The organism is Chryseobacterium phocaeense (assembly GCF_900169075.1).
In the GTDB taxonomy this organism is placed as follows: domain Bacteria; phylum Bacteroidota; class Bacteroidia; order Flavobacteriales; family Weeksellaceae; genus Chryseobacterium; species Chryseobacterium phocaeense.
This window is the reverse complement of record NZ_LT827015.1, coordinates 1,522,241-1,542,785: the sequence shown is the minus strand read 5'-3', so window position 1 is coordinate 1,542,785 and position 20,545 is coordinate 1,522,241. Positions and strand designations below refer to the sequence as shown.

Sequence of the window (20,545 nt, the reverse complement as noted above, 5' to 3'; positions counted from 1 at the left end):
ATCTGCGTGAGATAAAAATTGAACTCGAAAGATTCATTTAAGTTTTTAGAATATAGAGCTTGAACTTCACTTGAGGGTAAAATTATGAACCACAAAAGTCACAAAAGTTTTTATCACTTTAATTGATTTAAGGTTAATTTATCCTGCAAAGGAGTACACTTAAGTTTTTTTTAAAAATTTATTTTGCCGATTTGTCCGATAATTCAGTTTTGGACAGTTTTTTGAGTACATTTATCCAAAATTCGAGAAATCTAAATATGAAAAAAGCGTTAATCATCGTAGATGTACAGAATGATTTCTGTGAAGGCGGCGCCCTGGCAGTTCCTGAAGCCAATGAAGTAATTCCCTATATCAATCTTTTAATGGAGGAAAATGAGTACGACCAGATTGTACTTACCCAGGACTGGCACCCTGCCAATCATAAAAGCTTTGCCAGCAACAATGACAGAAAAGTTGGCGAAAGCATTATCCTGAATGGAATCCCACAGTTTATGTGGCCGGATCACTGTGTGCAGGGAACATTCGGGGCAGAATTCCATAAGGATCTGAACAGGGATAAAGTAACCCATATCATTCAAAAAGGAAAAAATACGGAAATTGACAGCTACAGCGGATTCCAGGACAATAACCATTTTATGAAAACCGGACTGGATGATTTCCTGAAATATCATGAGATCCAGCTCGTGGAAATTGTAGGCCTTGCCATGGACTATTGCGTGAAATTCACCTGCCTGGATGCCGTTGCCAACGGCTACATCACATGTCTTCACTTCAACGGAACAAAAGCGGTTAACGTAAAACCAGATAACGGCCGGGATGCTATTTATGAAATGATTCAGAAAGGAGTTACGGTTCTTGGATAGTTTTTTGAGTGATGAGTTATGAGTTATGAATTATAAGTGATGAGTTGTACAGCCTGGAAAAAGCTTTGCTCTTCAACTTACATTCCTAAAATTAATATAACAAAGGTGCTGAAATTGATTTTTCTGCACCTTTTCTTTTGAATACCCCATTATAAATGCCACTGTGTAATTCTGGACAGCAAATCCGGAACTTATTCCGAATAGCCTATACTCCATGACGATAAATACTTATATTTGAAAGAAATACCCTTCATGAAAAAAAGTATTTTTCTGGCAGCATTTTTCGCTGCTGTTTTGGGAAAGGCACAGAATACCTCAGATGCTCAGTTCAAGTATCTGGAATATGATATTGAAAAGATCCAAAGTCTTTACAAAAGCAATAAAGCGAGTGTAAAAGAAGTGGTGGAAGCCTACCTCAAACGGATCAATGATATTGACAAAAACGGGGTAAAGCTTAATTCAATCATTACTATCAATCCGGATGCTATTAAAATTGCAGATTCTCTGGACCATCTCAGTCCAAAAATGAAGAATCTACCTCTTTTTGGAATTCCTGTTCTATTGAAAGATAATATAGATACCCATGATAAAATGCCCAATACAGCCGGTTCCTTAGCCTTGAAAAATTCTTTCCCGCTACATGACAGTTATCTGGTGAAAAAATTAAGAGATGCCGGTGCCGTCATTATCGGTAAAACCAACCTCAGTGAATGGGCCAATTTCCGTGGAATGAAATCTACAAGCGGCTGGAGCGGACTGGGCGGACTCACCAAAAATCCTTACATTTTAAACAGAAATACCTGCGGTTCCAGTGCCGGTTCAGGAGCAGCAATTTCAGCTAATCTGGGAATTTTAGCCATTGGAACAGAAACCAACGGTTCCATCGTCTGCCCGTCGAGTATTAACGGAATTGTAGGACTAAAACCAACGGTGGGACTGATTTCCAGGCAGGGAATTATTCCTATTTCAAGTTCGCAGGATACGGCAGGTCCCATGGCCAAAACTGTAAAAGACATTGCGATCAGCCTCGGGACAATGGCAGGTGAAGACAGCCATGATGAAAAAACCATAGGAAATACTCCGTTTCTGCATAAGGATTACACAAAATTTCTGAATCCGGGAGGATTAAAAGGTAAAAGACTCGGCTATGTAAAAGGAGTGACAAAAGGAGTCAGTAAAAAGGTGGACGAACTGTTTTTAAAGACTTTAAAAGTCCTGGAAAGCCAGGGAGCGGTGATGGTGGAAATACCAAATGAGATACTTTCCTCAGAAGTACATGAAAAATCACTAGAACTGATGATTGATGAATTTAAAGATGGTTTAAACACTTATTTTTCATCATTAGGTACGAGCTCTCCCATAAAAAATATAGATGAACTCATTACTTTCAATAAAAATAACAAAGAAGAACTGCAGTATTTTGGCCAGGAATTTCTTGAATTAGCCGCTAAGAGCAAAGGCACAAAGGAACCGGATTATGCAAAAGCCGTAAAAATTGCCCGGGAAGGAAGCCGTGAGAAAGGAATAGATTTCGTGATGAAAAAATACAGTCTTGATGCTATTATTTCCCCTACCACAACACAAGCCTGGAAAACAGATCTCAAAAACGGGGATCAGTATTCCTTCGGAAGCGCAGATGCTGCAGCCATTGCCGGATACCCAAGCATTACCCTGACGATGGGTTATATAGACGGGCTTCCCGTCGGGATTTTATTTTCTGCAGAAAAATGGAGTGAAGGAAAACTGATCAACATGGCATACAGCTTTGAACAGGCAAATCCACAGAGAAAGATCCCTCAGTTTTTAAAGGAATAATGGAATAAAAGATACCAATTTTTAAATTTTCAGTTTAAAAATCTATCCTATAATAGTAAAAAGGCGTAGAAATACCAATTCCACGCCTTTTTAATTCCTATTACTTTCTTAAATGATTACAGTTCGGTTTAAATATGATAAGGTATAAAACTCCTCATTCATAATTGATAACCCATCACTCAATTAAAGCATTTTAAGATTATTAACTTCCAGTTCTGTAAGGATTCTCCAGTGTCCTCGTTTGATATTTTTCTTGGTAAGCCCGGAGAACATCACACGGTCTAAAGCTTCCACTTCATATCCAAGTCTTTGGAAAATTCTTCTGATCACACGGTTCCATCCGATATGAATTTCAATTCCGATTTCGTTTTTCGGTTTTCCCTCAATGAAAGAAATCTGATCTACTACGGCTACTCCCTCATCCAGACGGATTCCTTCCGCAATCAGTTTCATATCTTCATGGGTAAGCTTTTTATCCAGCGTCACATGATAGATCTTTTTGGCGTCAAAAGATGGGTGCGTCAGTTTTTTCGTCATATGCCCGTCGTTCGTAAGGAGAATAACCCCGGTGGTGGAACGGTCAAGTCTTCCAACAGGGAAAAGACGGTACGGCGATGCATTGGCTACCAGATCCATTACGGTTTTTCTGGCTTTGTCATCTTTAGTAGTAGAAATATATCCTTTTGGTTTATTTAAAAGTACATATACCGGTTTTTCAGGAGTGATTCCCTGGCCGTCAAAAACTACTTTATCGGTTTTTTGAACCTGATATCCCATTTCGGTCACTACTACTCCGTTCACTTCTACCAGCCCCTGGGTGATCAGCTCGTCAGCTTCTCTTCTGCTGCAGATTCCCGAATTGGCAATGTATTTATTAAGACGGATGGTATCTTTATGAACATCTTTATCAATCTTGTTCAACCTTCTTTTCTGTACAAAAGATTTTGCTTTGTCATCTCTTCTATCATCTCCTGCAGATGGTCTTCTTCCGTATTTCAGGCTGCCTCTTTCGTATTTGTCTCTGGTATCAAAACTCTTTCCGCCTCTCTTTGGTGCAGATTTTCCAAAAGTTTTACGCTCACGTCCTTCACTGGAATTCGTGATATAAGCTCTGCTCTCAGATTTCGAATCCTGATCTCCGTCTCTGGAACTTTCGCTGCTTCTTTTGAAAGGTTTCTGCTCAAACTTTGAATTGCTGCCTTTATGGTCAAAATTTCTTTCACCGGCTTTTGGAAAAGACTTCTTAGAAGGTCTTGATCCTGAAGAATTTCCAGATCTGGAAGCGCGAGAATCATCAGAACTTTTCTTTGTTGAAATTCTGGGTCTTTTGGGTCTGTCTGAATTATTATTATCTCTGCTCATTTCTAAAAATTTCTGCAAAGATAGTAATTTAGTTACGAGTTAAAAATTAAGAATCATAACTTTGCAGAATAGTTCTATTTCAAATTTAAAGAAAGTCCGATAATGATAACACGATTAAACGATGATTTTTCTCAATTAAACAGCTTCTTACACGAAAAATCTTTCAGCAAAATATTTATTTTAGTTGATGAAAACACTCATGAATACTGTCTTCCCATTCTTTTAGGTAATATGGAAACGGATCTGGGTTTTGAGATTTTAGAAATTGAAGCCGGTGAGGAGATGAAAAACATCCAGACGGCCAACCAGCTATGGGAGATTTTAACCGAAATGCAGGCAGACCGGAAAGCACTGGTCATCAATCTTGGCGGCGGCGTGATCACGGATATGGGCGGTTTTATCGCTTCCACTTATAAAAGAGGAATCCAGTTCGTCAATATCCCCACTACTCTTTTATCCATGTGCGACGCTTCTATCGGAGGGAAAACCGGGATAGATCTTATGCATTATAAAAACATGGTAGGAACTTTTGCATTCCCTGAACAGATCTTTATTTATCCTGAATTTTTAGCAACCCTTCCTTTCAAAGAACTGAGAAGCGGTTTTGCTGAAATGCTGAAACACGGTCTTATTGCGAGCAAAGCGCATTGGGAAGGCCTTATTCAGATTCATAAACTGGACGTAGAAGCAGTAGTTCCGCATATCCAGACTTCCATGGACATTAAGCAGGATGTAGTGGAAAAAGATTTTCACGAAAGAAATATAAGAAAAACCCTGAATTTTGGCCATACCATCGGGCATTCCGTAGAAAGTTTGTGCCTGAGCCAGGGAAATCCCATTCTTCATGGGGAAGCCGTAGCCATGGGAATGATCTGCGAAGCTCATCTTGCCCTTCTTGAAGATCTTATTAGTGAAGAAGAAGCAACTGCTATTATTGAAAATATCCAAAGATATTATCCATACCTTGATATCAGTGACTTTACAGATGAAAGCATTACTGCACTTTTAATGAATGACAAGAAAAATACAGACAGTAAAATCAACTTCTCACTCCTTACCGGAATAGGATCATGTACCTATGACCATCAGTGCAGCCAGGAAAACATTTTGAAATCTCTGAATTTTTACAGAAATCTCAATAATGCTGAATAATTTTCCGATCTTTTTCTTTCAGAATCACCAAGGTTTCTGGACAATGAATTATTTGGAATTCATCTAAACAAACGTTTAATAGGCTTGTCAAATCATTGAAAATCAATACTATAAATTTAAAACTACTTGTTAATCAGGTAGTTTTTTTATTGACTTTTATCATGTATTTTGTTTTTGGCAAGCAATTTGAAAGATACTCTGCGTTCAACTGAAAAGCTGAACAGTAGTAAAATTTAAAATTAAGAATAGTAAAATATTAAAAAATTAAAGTTATGAAAAAGTTAATTTTAGGATTAGCAGTAACTGCAAGCTCTCTGGCATTTGCCCAGCAGACACCAACATCTTCTTCTAATCCTGTAACATTCGGTGTGAAAGGTGGAATGAACGTATCTTCATTAACTAACGACAGTGGATTGGAAGATCAAGGTTCTAAGATAGGTTTCAATGCAGGTGTATTTGCCAATATACCAGTCGCTGAATCATTCAGCATCCAGCCAGAAGTACTGTACTCTCAATATGGAGATAAATATGATCGTACGATCAGTGGAAACAGATATTCTTTTGCTAGACACCATGATTATATTGCTGTACCAGTAATGTTTCAGTACAATCTGATCCCTAATCTTTATGTAGAAGCTGGTCCTGAATTTGGTTTTATGGTTAACGCTAAAAACAAATTGAAGAATGAAACTAGTAATAATGTAATTACAGAATCCGGCGATTATAAAGACGATCTAAATAAATTCAACTTTGGTATTGGTCTTGGCGCAGGATACTATTTCACTCAAAACTTTGGAATTACAGCAAGATATGTAGCTGGTTTAACAGACATTGCTAAGGACAGACCTAATGGGTCTGATGCTGTCAGAAATAATGCATTTCAAGTAGGGCTTGCTTTTAAATTTAAATAAGCAACACAACATTCAGTTAACAAATTTGATATTTAATAGAAAGCCGAATTATTGATTTAATCCGGCTTTTTTGTTTTGGTTCATCTTCTTTGGCAAGGAGTTTGTGTATATAATTAAGACTGGAGCACATGATGCAATGAATTGTATCAGCCTGCAAAAGTTTATTCATATACAAATTGATTTCAATAGAAAAGGTCAGGTTTATTCATTTAAACCTGACCTTTTCACGTTGAAATATGATATTTATCAGTTTACTCCCTTTGGCGGGAATTTTGATGCAGTGTCGGAAACAAGTATAAACTTTAAAAATCATGAAAAAACTAATTTTAGGATTAGCATTTGCAGGAAGCCTTTTGGTTAATGCACAAGAGAAAACAAAATCTTCTTCACCGGTTACTTTCGGGGTTAAGGGAGGGTTCAACGCTTCTACTTTGACAAAAAGCGATGACACTTATGATTATGACAGTGATCAGAGACTGAAGCCAGGTTTTAATGCAGGAGTATTTGTAAACATCCCTGTAGCTCAGAAATTCAGCATTCAGCCGGAGGTTCTTTTTAACCAATTAGGATCAAAAACTGAAGAAAAGGACGTGTATTATATCAACTCTGACCGATACACCAGAGAAATTGATTACAAAAAAAACCTGAATTATATTGCAGTACCTGTAATGGTTCAGTACAATATTCTTCCTCAGCTTTATGTAGAAGCAGGTCCTGAATTCGGATTTCTTATAGGTGGAAAAGATAAAGGAGACATTACCCTTTCTCAGACTTCCGGAAATACAACGAGCACTCAAAAGACCTCTTTTTCAGAAAAGATTAATAAAGATTTATACAGTACTTTCAATTTCGGAATCGGGATTGGAGCAGGATATTACTTTACTCAGAATTTTGGGGTAACCGCAAGATTTACTGCCGGAGTTACGGATATCTTTAAACACAACAATGGAGATGCAGTTAGAAATAACGCGTTCCAGGTAGGTGTAGCTTACAAGTTCAAATAATTACATGAAAAAGTTATTCTTAGGATTGGCCGTTTCTTTAGGTTCGCTGGCTTTGGCACAGGAAAAGACAGAAACCAGATCTAAATCCTCTATATCTTTTGGAGTGAAGGGAGGCATGAACGTTTCCTCTCTTACTGACGGAAGTAATAATGCTTATTGGTCAAATTATGAGCGAAAGGCAAAAATAGGTTTTAATGCTGGAGTTTTTGCGAATATTCCGATTTCGGGTCAATTCAGTGTTCAGCCGGAAATATTATATAACGGATTGGGCTCAAAAATAGAAAGTACTATTAATTTTGATATTCCTGAAGCCAGAATGGACATTAAAGAAAACTTGTCGTTAAGCTATCTGTCAGTTCCTTTAATGCTTCAGTATAATTTGTTGCCAGAATTATATGTTGAGGCAGGTCCTGAATTTGGATTCCTGCTTGGGGGAAGAGCTAAAAGTGAATTTACCCAAACCAGCAATACAGACGGAGCAAGCAGTACACAAAGCCATACCGGTAAAATTGTCATGGACCTGTTTAATAAATTCAATTTTGGAATAGGAATCGGAGCTGGATATTATTTCACTCAGAATCTTGCCGTCACCGCAAGATATACGGCCGGAATTACAGATATTTACAAGTATAATACCGGAGATGCTGTCAGAAATAATGCATTACAGGTTGGCTTAGCTTACAAATTCAAATAATATTATATATATTTTCAAAGCTGATGCCGGGTTTCTCAGAAGCCCGGCATTTTGTTACAGACAGTCTGCTTAGCACTTTTACTTTTCCGGGACCATTCCCCTTGTGTGTAGCTTCAGGCATTTTAAAATAAAGCCTCCTACTTAATGTAGAAGGCGCTAAGAATAAATTATTTCATCTCGGATATAATCTGCTTCTGTAAAATCAGCAATATTATTTCCATTATTCTTTAATCCATTTCACTGTTTTATCTATATCTTTGGTTTTAATCTTAATCAGGTAATTTCCTTTAACCAATTGGGTTAAGTTAAAGGTTCCCACCTTATCATGGTCTAATTTGTTATTCACTTTACTGAATACTAATTTTCCGCTGATATCATATACCATCACATCATATTTATCAGTTGGTCTGGAGAATTTAATGTTTACAATCCCTTTACCCGGGTTAGGATATACTGCAAACAGATCTTTATTTTCCGCTATTTCATCTACAGCCAATACGTTGTTGGTAATTGTGAAATTAATAGGATTGATATTAAAAAAGACATTGCCCTCTCCTGCCACCATAATTCTTGCCTGTGATGTGTTCACATTTGGAACGGTAATGGTTTGTGAGCCGTCATTCGGAGTAGAAGCTAAGATGGTGGTAGGATAAGTATAGCCGCCATCCGTAGAAAGTAAAATACTTACATTGGCACAGCTTACGGGAGCTGCAGTGGTACCGGCAACGTCCCATGTTATGGTTTGGGAAGTATTTCCGATCCAGCTTACTGCAGTAGCAGGAGCAGTTACTTTAAATGGTCCTGAATTTCCGTCAACAGTGATAATTGCATCATCATTGGCAACCCCTGCACACCCTGCATTATTGTCTCTTACCGTCAATCTGAATTCCATGGTCCTTGCATACGACGGTAAAATCTCTCCTTTGGTAACCGTGTTATTGATTACGTCTTTAATTTGTGGAAAATATCTGTGATTAACGGTTACGGGGACAAAGGTTCTGAATATCGCGGCATTTCCGGTAGGTGTATTCCAGTCGCCTGAAGGTCCTACGTCATTCTGTTCCCAGCAGTAGGTAAGACCTGTATTTTCAGCATCTGTTGCGGAACCTGTTAATTTAAACGGCGTGCTTTTAGGTATTGTATAGTTGTTTCCTGCATTTACTACAGGAGCAGTATTCGAAACAGGAGTAGTCACCTGGCATGATGTGGATTGGATTTTCGTAGTAATATTCTCGAATGATCTGGTATGAAAAATAGGAATACTATTTCGCGCCAGGTTATTTACATCCCCGCAGATGCCTGCATAGGCCATGATTGTAATTCCGCTTCCGGGTTCCACAGCATTAGCAGGAGCAATATTTGCACAATTAGTTGTGGTCGCATTAAAGGTATGCGGCCCGCCAAACTGATGCCCGACTTCATGACAGACATAATCAATATCAAAAGGATCACCCACGGGATGGGACCTTCCCGTAACTCCTTTGCCTTTGATAGAATTATTGCAGATTGACCCCAGAAAGGCCTTTCCTCCGGCTCCTGTACTAAAGGTATGTCCTATATCATAATTGGCGTTTCCTATTAATGCATCGATCTGGGTCTGGCTTTCATTTAATAGTGTGTTGGCATCATTATTTGCAGTAAAAGGGTCGGTAGCAGGATCTGTAAAGACCAGGCTTGCTTCATTGGCAACCAATATTAATCTTACAGCTACTTCCTGCTCATATACCCCATTTACCCTGTTTACTGATGTGACAATAGCTGATAAAGTTTGAGCAACCGTAGGTGAAGCTAGTCCTGTAGCGGCATGCGCATATTCACCGGTGCACGCTACCGCAAATCTGAATATCCTGATTTGAGTGCCTATGCTTGGTGCCACTGTTTTTTGTGTGCTTTTATTCTCTGATTCGGTATGCTCATCTTCCGACCCGCAAATTCCCGGATCCTTGTCTATTAGATCACTTTTCCTGTAAATAATATAATTGTTTATATCATCCTGTGCATAAGGGTCAATATAAATATCACCTGTTATGGCAGACTTTATCTGGGCATGAAATCCAAGTTCTGTAAAATCCAGTTTTACGGTAGCATACGGGTCATCAATTCCGTACCCTGTAAAGGTAATCAGCTGAGGAAATTGATGAGCCAGCTCCGGAGCCATTACAGAAGACTTCCAGATCCTGAACTTCGCCTTGGTTCCGTCCGGCATAGGAAGCATAATAACCGGAGCATGATCTTTACGGTCGTTATCTGTGAGTTCAGGGATTGAATGAAAATAATCTTTTATGGCGGTTACATCCAATTGACCAGTCAGAAATTTTTCTGGCTGTACCGTTCTTTTTTCGGATCTTGTTTTAATGGGAGTGTCACTTACGGTGAAGTAATCCTGTGCTTTTACCAGAGATAATGATCCAAGAAATATCCCCAGATAAAATAAATTTTTAATTTTCATTTTTTAAGTATTTTACAGTGCAAAATTATAAAACTTTAAATTATATTCAACATAAAAGCCTAAATATTTGAATTTACTATAAAAATATAACACATTTATTAAATTTAATTTATTAATAGATTTCAGGTCTAGCCATATTTTTTTTCTCTTTTGAAATGTTTTCTATGAACAGGATGAAATTCCCGGGAAAAAGATAAACTGCAGAATGAATTAGAATGTAGAAAATCCATATTTCACCTGGCTGGTTTTTCAGATGTTCCATTTTTTTAATATACTTATCCGGGTTTAATGCTATATTAAATTATTAACATAAGAGACATTTTTATTCAGAATGATTTCTAAAAACAGAAATTTCATAACATAATTTTTCATAAAAAACAATTAAAAACGGAAATCAGCCAATTAACGAAACCCCTGAAAAACGCCTTGCAGTAAGGGTTTTTAAAGTTTGGCAAGCATTTTGCAAAATAATTCAAGTCTGATTGAAAAATCGGATGAGAAGTAAATAGTAAAATTAAAAAATAAAATTATGAAGAAGTTATTTCTAGGGTTGGCAGTTACTGCCAGCATGATGACGTTTGCTCAGGAAGCACAAACTGTAAACCAGGAACCAATGAAACAAGATCCAATTAAAAAGGATAAGCAGCCTGTAAGATTTGGTATTAAAGCAGGAGGAAACTCTTCTTACTTCAGTGAGCAGAAATTAAGTCTTGATAACCAGAAACTTGGATTTCATGCGGGGGTTTTAGTTAATATTCCACTATCTCAGAAATTCAGCCTGCAGCCGGAGGTTTTATACAACCAGCTTGGAGCTAAAAGCGTAATTTCATCTACAGACGTTACCACCGGTAATACCAACGTTAAAACTAAAAGTGATTACAAAACCACCATGAACTATATTTCAGTTCCATTAATGGTACAGATGAGGCCTACGGAAAGATTTTATGTAGAGGCAGGACCAGAGTTCAGTTATTTCATTGATGGAAAAAACAAGGGTGAAAGCACCATTACTACGACTACCGGAGGCGTAACCACAACACAGTCTGTATCCAGCTCTGAAGATATCAACAAAGACAACATCAATAAGTTTAACTTAGGTCTTGGTTTAGGTCTTGGATATGATATTACCCAGAATCTGGGCATCAATGCAAGGTATATCAACAGTCTTACGGACATGAGAAACCAGAAACCTGAAGGCACTGAACCATTGAACCACAGAGCGTTTCAGTTAGGTCTGAATTATAAGTTCTAATTAAAATACCAACCAATTTTTAACCCCGCAGTGCAGATTCTGCATTGTATAAAATAGCCGGAGGATTTTTCTTCCGGCTATTTATATGTTTTCAAATTGAGTTGGAAGCGGGATGAGGGAAGCCGGAAGTTATCCTTGTCAAGGTTTTAAACCTTGACAAAGATTAATTACCAAAGCAGCCCACAGTTCAGGATACTATAATCACTTGCTTATTCAAATATCCTCGGATCATCCGTGATAACCCCGTCTATTCCTATCTCTTTTAATTCTTTCAGTCTTTCTTTGCTATTGACCGTCCATGGGATCACTCTCATCCCGGATTTGTGGCATTCCTCTATGAGTTTTGGGGTTACAAGTGTATGCTCAGGACTGTAAATAGTTGGAGTAAAGCTCAGAAACTTCAGATCTCCTGTTACGCCATTCAGATGATCGGGATACTCTCTGAATTTCGCTTCAGGTATTTTTTCAAAATGAGTTTGCTGCTGCGCGCGTTTTTTATCATCTACCTTTTCCACCAGCAAAGCAGTCATAATTTCAGGATATTCCTTATGAACGATTTCCAGAGTTCTGGGATCAAATGACTGAATAATTACCCTGTCCTGGATCCCTTTTTCCAGGATAACTTTCATCATCAGATCCACAAATTCTTTGGGTTCCGGATGAAATATGTTATCGGAAAAAGGACGTGTTTTGGTTTCAATATTATAAAAAGGCAAAGGTCTTTTCAGTTCCCGGGCATAAGTTTCACACGCATCGATTACTTCCGAGAAAAGAGGCTTTTGAGCCTTCATCTTCTTCTGATCCGGATAATTGGTTAATTTTTTTAAGCCAACATCAAATGTTTTAATCCTCGAATAAGGCATTTCATAAATTTTATAATAAAACCCGGAATCTTTCGGAATATAGGTTCCATCCGGCTTTGTGATTAATTCAGGGGAAAGAAAAGCATCATGAGAAAGAATTACTTTTTTGTCCTTCGTTACCGCCAGATCCATTTCCAATGTTGTAACGTTCATTTTCAAGGCATTCTTCATGGCCGGAATTGTATTTTCAGGGTATAAAGACTTTCCTCCGCGGTGAGCCTGCTTATCGAAAGCCTGAGCATAATACAACTGGGTCAATCCCATCAAAGCAGCCGTTAAAAGTACTTTTTTCATATCGTTACATTTTAATTTTAATGCACAAATTTAAAGTTCACTTCTGTACTGCAGGATACACGAATGTTAAGCTTTTGATACATTTACTGTAACCGGATAGGGACGGCTGTGTTTACCCGTGTCAAGGTTTAAAACCTTGACACGGGTAAACAAAAGAGCCAGGCAGTAAGCCTGGCTCTCTATTTATCTAAATCGGTAATATTAATTGAATAATTCTACCTCCTCCCCTTTTCCTACCGGATATTCTTCAGTAAAGCATCCGAAGCAGTGGTTGGAAGATCCTAAAATTTCTTTCAGGCTGTCTGTACTTAAGAACTCTAAAGAATCCACACCCAGATAGCGTCTAAGCTCTTCAGTCGTCATATTCGCAGAAATCAGATCATCTTTTGAAGGGGTATCAATACCTAAATAGCATGGCGCAATAATAGGCGGCGATACACTTCTGAAGTGAATTTCTTTTACTCCGGCGTCTTTCAGGATTTTCACAAGTCTCTTGGAGGTGGTTCCTCTTACGATGGAGTCATCAATGATCACAACTCTTTTGTCCTTGATCTCAGAAATAATCGGGTTAAGCTTAAGATTTACTACCCTCTCTCTCATTTCCTGTGTAGGAACGATGAAACTTCTTCCGATGTATCTGTTTTTAATCAGAACCGGACGGAAAGGGATGCCGGAAGCCTTGGAGAAGCCTATAGCAGCCGGAACACCGGAATCAGGAACCCCGATAACCACATCTGCTTCCACAGGAGCCTGTTCCCAGATTTTTTCACCGGATTTTTCCCTGATCTCATACACATTGATGTTTTCCATGGTAGAGTCAGGTCTTGCAAAATAGATGTATTCGAAAGAACAGATTCTCTGCTTTCCTTTTTCTTCATTCACCATGTATGAGTGAAGTTTTCCAGGCTCATTTTCATTGGTATAAATGATTTCTCCCGGAAGGATATCGCGTACATACTGAGCGCCCACAGCATCCAGTGCCACAGACTCAGAAGCTACCACGTACGTTTTCTCGTCAACAGCTCCCAAAACCAGCGGACGGATCCCGTTGAAATCCCTGAATGCAAAGAATTTATTTCTGGTCATTCCCACTACGGAATAAGCACCTTCAATTTTCTCCATGGTGGCTTTAATCGCTCCACGAAGACCAAGGTCAAGGTTTTTCTGGATCAGTCTTAAAATCACCTCAGAATCGGAAGTGGCCCTGAACACAACGCCTTCAGCTTCCAATTCGGTTTTTAATTCTTTCGCATTGGTAAGGTTACCATTGTGCGCTATAGAAAGTATAATCTGGTCGTACTCATTTTTTGCAAAGAACGGCTGGAAATTATATTTCTTTTTGTCTCCTGCAGTGGTATAACGGGTATGTCCAATTGCAGAATTTCCCATAAAAGTTTCAGGATCCTGAATGTCTTTATAAACATCCAGAACCAGTCCTTCATCCTTCATATTGGTGATTTTCCCGTCTTTTAAAACGGAAATACCACAGGCTTCCTGTCCTCTGTGTTGCAGGGCAAAAAGTCCGAACTGTGAAAGAGAGAACGTATCCAGATCATTATCCGAATACAGTCCGAAAATACCGCATTCCTCATTGGGAGCATCCAGTCTTTCCTCTTCCTGCGTTCTGAAAAGATTTCTTCCGTAGGCCTGGTTTTTAAACTGTTTTAAATATTCACTTTTATGAATGTCTAAACTTTTCATTTCTATTTTTTCTAAATTAGAAGTTAGATATTAGATGTTAGAATTTAGTCTAAGTTAACTTCAATTATAATTTTAAACTTTCTTTTAATGAGTAAATCATTTTCTGAATTTCAGCTAAAAGCTCTTTTAAAGGTAGTATTTTGGCTTCAGAAATAAAGTTTAGGTCGACCATCAACTGTAATTGGGTTTGCAGCTCATAGGTAGAACCAAATGCAATTCCAAGAAATTGATAAAATTCATTTTTATTATTTCTTCCAGCTCCTTCAGCAATATTTGACGGTATTGAAACTGCACATCTTCTGATTTGTGACAATAGACCAAATTTTTCTTCACCCGGCAATTCAGCAGAAACTAAATAAACTTCTTTTACCAAAGCCATCGATTTTTTCCAAACTTTCAAATCTTCTATCCGGTGTGATTTCATACCAACTTCTAATCTCTAACTTCTAACTTCTCAAAATTTACTTACCCAGTAAAGTTTTCAGCCTGTTATAGATCTCCACATAAGCTTCGGTAACTTCTCCAAGATCTCTTCTGAATCTGTCTTTATCCAGTTTTTTCATGGTATCTTTATCCCAAAGTCTGCATGTGTCAGGAGAAATTTCGTCAGCAAGGATGATTTCACCGTCTGCTGTTTTTCCTAATTCAATTTTGAAATCCACAAGGATGATGTTCATTTTATCAAAAAGATCGATCAGGATTTCGTTGATATCAGAAGTAAGCTCATACATTTCATCCAGCTCCTCATATGTTGCTGCTCCTAAGAATACTGCGTGGTGATCATTGATCAGCGGATCTCCCAATTCGTCTTTTTTATAGCAGATATCGAAGATGGTAACGGGAGATTTAATTCCTTCTTCCACTCCCAATCTCTGAGCCATACTTCCTGCAGAGTAATTTCTTACTACCATTTCCAATGGAATGATCGAAACTTTTTTTACCAGCTGCTCTCTTTCGTTCAATTGTTTGATGAAATGAGTTTTAACCCCTTTTTCATTTAAATATTCAAAAATAAGAGTGGTAATGGCATTGTTCATTTCTCCTTTTAAATCAACAGACCCTCTTTTCTGAGCATTAAATGCTGTAGCATCGTCTTTGAAACGTACCACTACTTCATTAGGATTATCGGTAGCAAATACCTGTTTTGCCTTACCTTCGTACAACATTTCTTTCTTTTCCATTTCTAAATTCTTGTTAGTTAGATTTATTTTATATTACTTAATTAAAATTCCTGTTAATACAGCCATTCCAAAACTCAGCAATGTACCTATCAGCACATATTCCGTAAGTTTTCTCTGTTTGGCCTGTGCCAGATCGCTGAACCTGAAGACCGATTTGGCGGCCACCATAAAACCTACGCCTTCCCAATGATTTACCATAATAAAGGTAAAAACAAGAAGACGTTCCAAAATTCCGATATATTTTCCTGCACTTGATAAGGATTCGGTTTGTAAACTGCTCTGTGTTTCCGGAACCGGAGTCCATGAAGACAATAATATTTTAATAAAAATTGAGGCCGGTGTTGTAAGGAACAATGCTGCCATCAGTATTTTTAAAAACTCAGCGTTACTCAGAAAACCAAAACTGAATTCTGTATAATAGAAGGAAATTCCCGCAATCACAAGAATATGCAGAAGCTGGTCTATGAAAAACCATCTTTTCTTATTTTTTAAAGTCTGAAAGGTCAGTTTTGAGGCGTCAATGATAAAATGAGTAGCCCCAACCATCAGTGCAACCCACCACATATCTGTATTCCATAGAAAAACAAAACTTAAAACAGTATGGATCAGTACATGCAGATACAAATACGGACTTTTCAGCTTACGGCGTTCCTTATCGGCAACCCATGAATTTGGCTGAAGAATAAAATCTCCAAGTAGATGTGCCAATATGAGTTTAGTAAAGATCATGCTTAAAGTTCTGAGATTTTCTTTCTAAAATATTGATTGGTTTCTACGATAAGCTCGTAGTTGGCGCGCTTCAGCCTCTGGCTTACCGAGGACTGTGAGATGGCAAATTTCCTGGCGAGGTCTTCCTGTGTGATGTCTTCATTCATGATCATTTCATGGATGATCTCTGCGGTGGCTACACTCCAGCTGTCGAAATCTTTTGAGGACCATTTCAGAAGGATATTCAGATCCCGGTCTACAGCATCATTGGAAGTTTTTATAGAAACGGTGTGCCCGTCGCTTTTAAGATCATTCAACAACCGTCCGGAATGTACATAAGCTGTACCGTTGGATTCCGTGATTTTCTCAGAGGAAAAATTTTCTTCACCAATGCCTATGGCAATTCTTACATCTAAATTTTCCTGACTTCTTATAAGAGACTTTATGGCTAGAAAACGCCAGAATACCTGGTCTATATTACATTTGAACTGAAACTCATCTCCTCTGTAAATTTCCCATGCGAGCGGTGAACTTCCCCAGTTTTCCAGGAGATTCTTGAGTCTGGTGATCCAAACTTCCGTGTCTGCATGCTGTGAATTTATAATATCACCGGTTATGACCGCTATCATTGTGCAAATATAAGCATAATTACTTATATATAAAAAATATAAGCAGAAACACTTATAGATATTGATTATTAGTGAATCTGCTTATATCAATGATGCTGTAATAGTGCATATTGAAGGTGATTTTTTTCGACTAAAAGCCTGTTTAAGTGTGCTAAAAGGCAAAAAAGCAAAAATGCGAAAAGGCCGTCTTAGTCATTACGAACACTCCCTTTCTCTTATTTGCAAATGTTATTTTTGAGATTGCTTCGCTGCGTTTGCAATGATGTTGCGTGTTATTTTTTAATGAACGGGTACACTTTTCCTTCCAGTTTTAACAGATAGGATCCTACTGCTAAATTCTGAACAGAAATATTTTTCTTATTTTTAAAAGGATTCTGCTCGGAATAGATCAATTTTCCGGAGAAATCTAAAATCTGAGCCGAGTGTATGTTTTCAGTTTTACCATTCACAAAAATATTTTCATGAACCGGATTAGGATAAATTTTCAGATCATTCCCTGCTAAAACCACATCCGTGGTAGATAGAGTTCCAAGGTTCTGACAGTAATCAGTTCCAAATGAGTCCCATTCTCCTATATTGAATGTTGAACTGGGTTGTGTAACCGTATTTTTCCTGTATAAGGAAACATCTCCGTATGAATTGCTTACAAACTTACTTCCTATAGCATCCACCGTTGTGGATTTATAGGCCAGCTCTACATATTGGGTTCCGGCAAAAGTGAGGGCCTCACCCGCTGTAAGAAACCGTGCATCATTATTGGTGTAGCAGGATAATGTAGATTTAGGATTCAGAACGACAAAATTTTGGTTGTTGGGGAGTTTTCCTTCAAGTTCAAAACTATTTCCATAATAATAGGAACCGCTTGTATTATTGTAGTATTGTACTCTTATCGTATAATGATTCAGATCCACTTCATGCCCTGTTCTGTTGACAATTTCCAAAGCTTTATTGTTACCCGTCCCCTCAATATATTTCACGATAAAAAGATCCTTTGAGCTGGTGTCCGCAGCTGATGTGGATACTGTGGCTGTATTACTGTCGGGAGATTGCAGATACCCCTGGTCGTAAGCCTTCACTGTAAATGAATACGAGGTGGAAGGTGTCAGATGATCAATAACTATGGATGTAGATTTTGTTGTGGTTACCAGAGTCCCATTTTGATAGACCTGATATCCGATAACATCTGAACTCGTGCTTGGCGACCACGCCAATTGTGTATAATAAGCCCCGGTCTGGGTAGCATTTAAATTCAAAGGGGCCTGTGGTGCAAGTGCGTCAGGAGTCTGCACCCAGATATCATTCACCCATTGCGGATTATCGATAAACGGATTCCTGTTATTCTGAATACTATATATGGCGTTATTCCGGTCTATTTCTCTTTGAGATACAGGATCCTGAAGGTGCCACTGAAGAAGCATGGAAATATAGGCCGGGTCAAAAGCCCTTTCTGCAGTTCCATCCAGAGCAGAGCGGTCTATCGCTGGGTTAATGTTTGTGGAATAATTAAATGAAGGCAGTTTTTCCTCATACCTTACCGCAAAATACAGCAACATTCTCGCAATATCTCCCTTAAATTCATTGATCGGCTCATACACCCTGTTCGTATACACATAATTAGGAATAGCACTGTTGGCAATTTTGGATGTATTGCTAAATGTATAATGAACCGTAGAATTTCCTACCCCATAAGGATAATTACTTCTAAGCTGATTGATTTTTGCATCTGTAGGAATCACAAAATGCAAATCAGAATACATCGGATAATTACTGTCAAAAGTACTCTGTGGCACCGCATGTTCCCTGTTGTAACCCAGACCTTCACCCCCTGAACTACTGATCAAATTAGCTGAGGTATACTCATACGCATCAGCACCGGAAGGAATTTCAGAATATATATCTAGCAGAATGGTTGTATTACCCGGACCATGGTCATAATATTTATCAAGATCCGTCTGGTTATACAGATTGGGTAAGTCTCCATAATTCCAGTTAATATTCTTTACAGAAATAATATCGCGTAGTTTAGTCTTCAGTGCATAGCCTGTAAGTCCGGTCGTTCCATCGTAATATCCTGCCGGAGCCTGGGCAGAGATCAATGCTGAAACTAATATAATAGGTAGTAGAAGTTTTTTCATTCCTTAAAAATTGGATGGCTAAAATAGTAAATTAAACAACCTAAAGTTCTGAAAATTTTATTAAAAAATCATTAATTATCAAAATATAAAAAACTGATTTTTAAATTATTGTGCAATTGCCTTCGCTAACGGAATAATTATTTTTGGCTTTCCATCAATTTAGTTATCTTTGGGAACTAACTATTTTATCTATATGAACACAGAGACTATTGACAACATTAAAATGATAGCGGAAACAGCAAGAGAGTTTGCTGAAAAAAACATCCGACCGAATATTATGGAGTGGGACGAGAGCCAGACATTTCCAAAAGACTTATTCCACCAGCTGGGTGAAATGGGTTTCATGGGGATTGTGGTTCCGGAGCAGTACGGAGGTTCCGGTTTAGGTTATCATGAATATGTTGCTATCCTGGATGAGATCTCTCAGGTAGACCCTTCTATCGGTCTTTCTGTAGCTGCACACAATTCACTTTGTACCAACCATATTTATGAGTTTGGAAATGAAGAGCAGAGAAACAAATGGCTTCCACAGCTTGCTTCAGGAAAAGTAATTGGTGCTTGGGGACTTACTGAGCACAATACAGGCTCTGATTCGGGAGGAATGTCTACTACTGCCGTAAAAGATGGTGACGAATGGGTCATCAGCGGTGCTAAAAATTTTATTACCCACGCTATTTCCGGGGACATCGCCGTAGTAATGACCAGAACAGGTGAAAAAGGGGCTAAAAACAACTCTACAGCTTTCGTTCTCGAAAAAGGGATGCCAGGCTTCACTTCAGGAAAAAAAGAAAATAAACTCGGAATGCGTGCTTCCGAAACTGCTGAACTGATCTTTGATAATGTTCGCGTACCAGATTCACACCGTTTGGGAGAAGTAGGTGAAGGATTCAAGCAGGCTATGAAAATTCTGGATGGCGGAAGAATCTCTATCGCTGCTTTAAGTTTAGGAACAGCAAGAGGAGCTTACAAGGCTGCTTTAAAATATGCCAAAGAAAGACATCAGTTCGGAAAAGCTATTTCTGAATTCCAGGCGATTAACTTTATGCTTGCAGATATGGCCACTGAAATAGATGCCGCTGAGCTTCTGATCCAGAGAGCTTCCACCCTGAAAAATGCCAAGCAGAAAATGACCAAAGAAGGGGCTATGGCAAAATTATACGCTTCAGAGGCATGTGTAAGAATTTCCAATAATGCCGTTCAGATTTTCGGAGGTTATGGATATACAAAAGACTTCCCTGCCGAGAAATTCTACAGAGATTCCAAATTATGCACCATCGGTGAAGGAACTTCTGAGATCCAGAGAATGGTAATCGGAAGAGATATCACAAAATAACTCTTCGCAGCCTACACGATCTAAGTAAGAATTATTTTACAATAAATGAATAGCATACGTATTTTGCGTATGCTATTTTCTTTTTTTGAGATAATATATTTTTAACAATATTAAATGTAATACATAATATTTTAAACATATATTCCAAATATTTCTTAAAAATTTTTGTTTTTCGTAATATAAATTTTATTACATTTGA

At 38.1% G+C, this 20,545-nt stretch carries 17 protein-coding genes; 8 read left to right on the top strand and 9 right to left on the bottom strand.

Features of this window, described 5'->3' with window-relative positions; genetic code table 11:
• The first annotated feature begins 257 nt into the window (after window positions 1-257).
• Window positions 258-863, top strand: a complete 606-nt coding sequence (gene pncA / locus B7E04_RS13605; RefSeq protein WP_080779146.1) for a bifunctional nicotinamidase/pyrazinamidase — start codon at window positions 258-260, stop codon at window positions 861-863.
• 252 nt (window positions 864-1,115) lie between these two features.
• A complete protein-coding gene (locus tag B7E04_RS13600) occupies window positions 1,116-2,678 on the top strand; it encodes an amidase (RefSeq protein ID WP_080779145.1) in 1,563 nt (520 codons plus the stop codon).
• Window positions 2,679-2,861: 183 nt separating this feature from the next.
• Here B7E04_RS13600 and B7E04_RS13595 read toward each other — a convergent pair whose 3' ends face one another.
• Window positions 2,862-3,782, bottom strand: a complete 921-nt coding sequence (locus tag B7E04_RS13595) for a pseudouridine synthase (RefSeq protein ID WP_080780687.1) — start codon at window positions 3,780-3,782, stop codon at window positions 2,862-2,864.
• Window positions 3,783-4,142: 360 nt separating this feature from the next.
• Here B7E04_RS13595 and aroB point away from each other — a divergent pair, with 360 nt between their 5' ends.
• The 4 genes from aroB (at window position 4,143) to B7E04_RS13570 (ending at window position 7,801) form a co-directional block, all read left to right on the top strand.
• Window positions 4,143-5,192, top strand: a complete 1,050-nt coding sequence (aroB, locus tag B7E04_RS13590) for a 3-dehydroquinate synthase (protein ID WP_080779144.1) — start codon at window positions 4,143-4,145, stop codon at window positions 5,190-5,192.
• Window positions 5,193-5,464: 272 nt separating this feature from the next.
• Window positions 5,465-6,103 carry a porin family protein gene (locus tag B7E04_RS13585; RefSeq protein WP_080779143.1) on the top strand — a complete coding sequence of 213 codons (639 nt, stop codon included), beginning with the start codon at window positions 5,465-5,467 and terminating at the stop codon, window positions 6,101-6,103.
• A 311-nt stretch (window positions 6,104-6,414) separates the two neighbouring features.
• A complete protein-coding gene (locus tag B7E04_RS13575) occupies window positions 6,415-7,107 on the top strand; it encodes a porin family protein (protein ID WP_080779141.1) in 693 nt (230 codons plus the stop codon).
• A gap of 4 nt (window positions 7,108-7,111) precedes the next feature.
• Window positions 7,112-7,801 (top strand): porin family protein, encoded by a 690-nt coding sequence (locus B7E04_RS13570; protein ID WP_080779140.1) that lies wholly within the window; start codon window positions 7,112-7,114, stop codon window positions 7,799-7,801.
• A gap of 220 nt (window positions 7,802-8,021) precedes the next feature.
• Here the strand turns inward: B7E04_RS13570 and B7E04_RS13565 are convergent, their stop codons facing one another.
• Complete coding sequence (locus tag B7E04_RS13565; RefSeq protein ID WP_080779139.1) at window positions 8,022-10,250, bottom strand: reprolysin-like metallopeptidase; 2,229 nt, start codon at window positions 10,248-10,250, stop codon at window positions 8,022-8,024.
• Window positions 10,251-10,779: 529 nt separating this feature from the next.
• Between B7E04_RS13565 and B7E04_RS13560 the strand changes: the two genes are divergently transcribed.
• Entirely contained in the window at window positions 10,780-11,502 is a 723-nt protein-coding gene (locus B7E04_RS13560; protein ID WP_080779138.1) for a porin family protein, read from the top strand.
• A 209-nt stretch (window positions 11,503-11,711) separates the two neighbouring features.
• Here the strand turns inward: B7E04_RS13560 and B7E04_RS13555 are convergent, their stop codons facing one another.
• The 7 genes from B7E04_RS13555 to B7E04_RS13525 form a co-directional block, all read right to left on the bottom strand.
• Entirely contained in the window at window positions 11,712-12,659 is a 948-nt protein-coding gene (locus B7E04_RS13555) for a glycerophosphodiester phosphodiesterase family protein (RefSeq protein ID WP_080779137.1), read from the bottom strand.
• A 201-nt stretch (window positions 12,660-12,860) separates the two neighbouring features.
• Window positions 12,861-14,360 (bottom strand): amidophosphoribosyltransferase, encoded by a 1,500-nt coding sequence (gene purF, locus B7E04_RS13550; RefSeq protein ID WP_080779136.1) that lies wholly within the window; start codon window positions 14,358-14,360, stop codon window positions 12,861-12,863.
• Window positions 14,361-14,424: 64 nt separating this feature from the next.
• Entirely contained in the window at window positions 14,425-14,784 is a 360-nt protein-coding gene (locus B7E04_RS13545) for a four helix bundle protein (protein ID WP_080779135.1), read from the bottom strand.
• A 37-nt stretch (window positions 14,785-14,821) separates the two neighbouring features.
• The gene (gene purC / locus B7E04_RS13540; RefSeq protein ID WP_080779134.1) at window positions 14,822-15,541 is read right to left on the bottom strand and encodes a phosphoribosylaminoimidazolesuccinocarboxamide synthase; all 720 of its coding nucleotides are present in this window, start codon (window positions 15,539-15,541) and stop codon (window positions 14,822-14,824) included.
• A 33-nt stretch (window positions 15,542-15,574) separates the two neighbouring features.
• Complete coding sequence (locus B7E04_RS13535) at window positions 15,575-16,270, bottom strand: DUF3307 domain-containing protein (protein WP_080779133.1); 696 nt, start codon at window positions 16,268-16,270, stop codon at window positions 15,575-15,577.
• Between the two features lie 2 nt (window positions 16,271-16,272).
• Complete coding sequence (locus B7E04_RS13530; protein ID WP_080779132.1) at window positions 16,273-16,878, bottom strand: SatD family protein; 606 nt, start codon at window positions 16,876-16,878, stop codon at window positions 16,273-16,275.
• A 272-nt stretch (window positions 16,879-17,150) separates the two neighbouring features.
• Window positions 17,151-19,013, bottom strand: coding sequence for an endonuclease (locus B7E04_RS13525; protein WP_080779131.1), 1,863 nt, complete (start codon window positions 19,011-19,013; stop codon window positions 17,151-17,153).
• 193 nt (window positions 19,014-19,206) lie between these two features.
• Between B7E04_RS13525 and B7E04_RS13520 the strand changes: the two genes are divergently transcribed.
• Window positions 19,207-20,346 carry an acyl-CoA dehydrogenase family protein gene (locus tag B7E04_RS13520; protein WP_080779130.1) on the top strand — a complete coding sequence of 380 codons (1,140 nt, stop codon included), beginning with the start codon at window positions 19,207-19,209 and terminating at the stop codon, window positions 20,344-20,346.
• Window positions 20,347-20,545: the final 199 nt, after the last annotated feature.

Coding starts and splice junctions, on each gene's coding strand:
- pncA (WP_080779146.1), top strand. CDS start 258: ATGAAAAAAGCGTTAATCATCGTAGATGTACAGAATGATTTCTGTGAA.
- B7E04_RS13600 (WP_080779145.1), top strand. CDS start 1,116: ATGAAAAAAAGTATTTTTCTGGCAGCATTTTTCGCTGCTGTTTTGGGA.
- aroB (WP_080779144.1), top strand. CDS start 4,143: ATGATAACACGATTAAACGATGATTTTTCTCAATTAAACAGCTTCTTA.
- B7E04_RS13585 (WP_080779143.1), top strand. CDS start 5,465: ATGAAAAAGTTAATTTTAGGATTAGCAGTAACTGCAAGCTCTCTGGCA.
- B7E04_RS13575 (WP_080779141.1), top strand. CDS start 6,415: ATGAAAAAACTAATTTTAGGATTAGCATTTGCAGGAAGCCTTTTGGTT.
- B7E04_RS13570 (WP_080779140.1), top strand. CDS start 7,112: ATGAAAAAGTTATTCTTAGGATTGGCCGTTTCTTTAGGTTCGCTGGCT.
- B7E04_RS13565 (WP_080779139.1), bottom strand. CDS start 10,250: ATGAAAATTAAAAATTTATTTTATCTGGGGATATTTCTTGGATCATTA.
- B7E04_RS13560 (WP_080779138.1), top strand. CDS start 10,780: ATGAAGAAGTTATTTCTAGGGTTGGCAGTTACTGCCAGCATGATGACG.
- B7E04_RS13555 (WP_080779137.1), bottom strand. CDS start 12,659: ATGAAAAAAGTACTTTTAACGGCTGCTTTGATGGGATTGACCCAGTTG.
- purF (WP_080779136.1), bottom strand. CDS start 14,360: ATGAAAAGTTTAGACATTCATAAAAGTGAATATTTAAAACAGTTTAAA.
- B7E04_RS13545 (WP_080779135.1), bottom strand. CDS start 14,784: ATGAAATCACACCGGATAGAAGATTTGAAAGTTTGGAAAAAATCGATG.
- purC (WP_080779134.1), bottom strand. CDS start 15,541: ATGGAAAAGAAAGAAATGTTGTACGAAGGTAAGGCAAAACAGGTATTT.
- B7E04_RS13535 (WP_080779133.1), bottom strand. CDS start 16,270: ATGATCTTTACTAAACTCATATTGGCACATCTACTTGGAGATTTTATT.
- B7E04_RS13530 (WP_080779132.1), bottom strand. CDS start 16,878: ATGATAGCGGTCATAACCGGTGATATTATAAATTCACAGCATGCAGAC.
- B7E04_RS13525 (WP_080779131.1), bottom strand. CDS start 19,013: ATGAAAAAACTTCTACTACCTATTATATTAGTTTCAGCATTGATCTCT.
- B7E04_RS13520 (WP_080779130.1), top strand. CDS start 19,207: ATGAACACAGAGACTATTGACAACATTAAAATGATAGCGGAAACAGCA.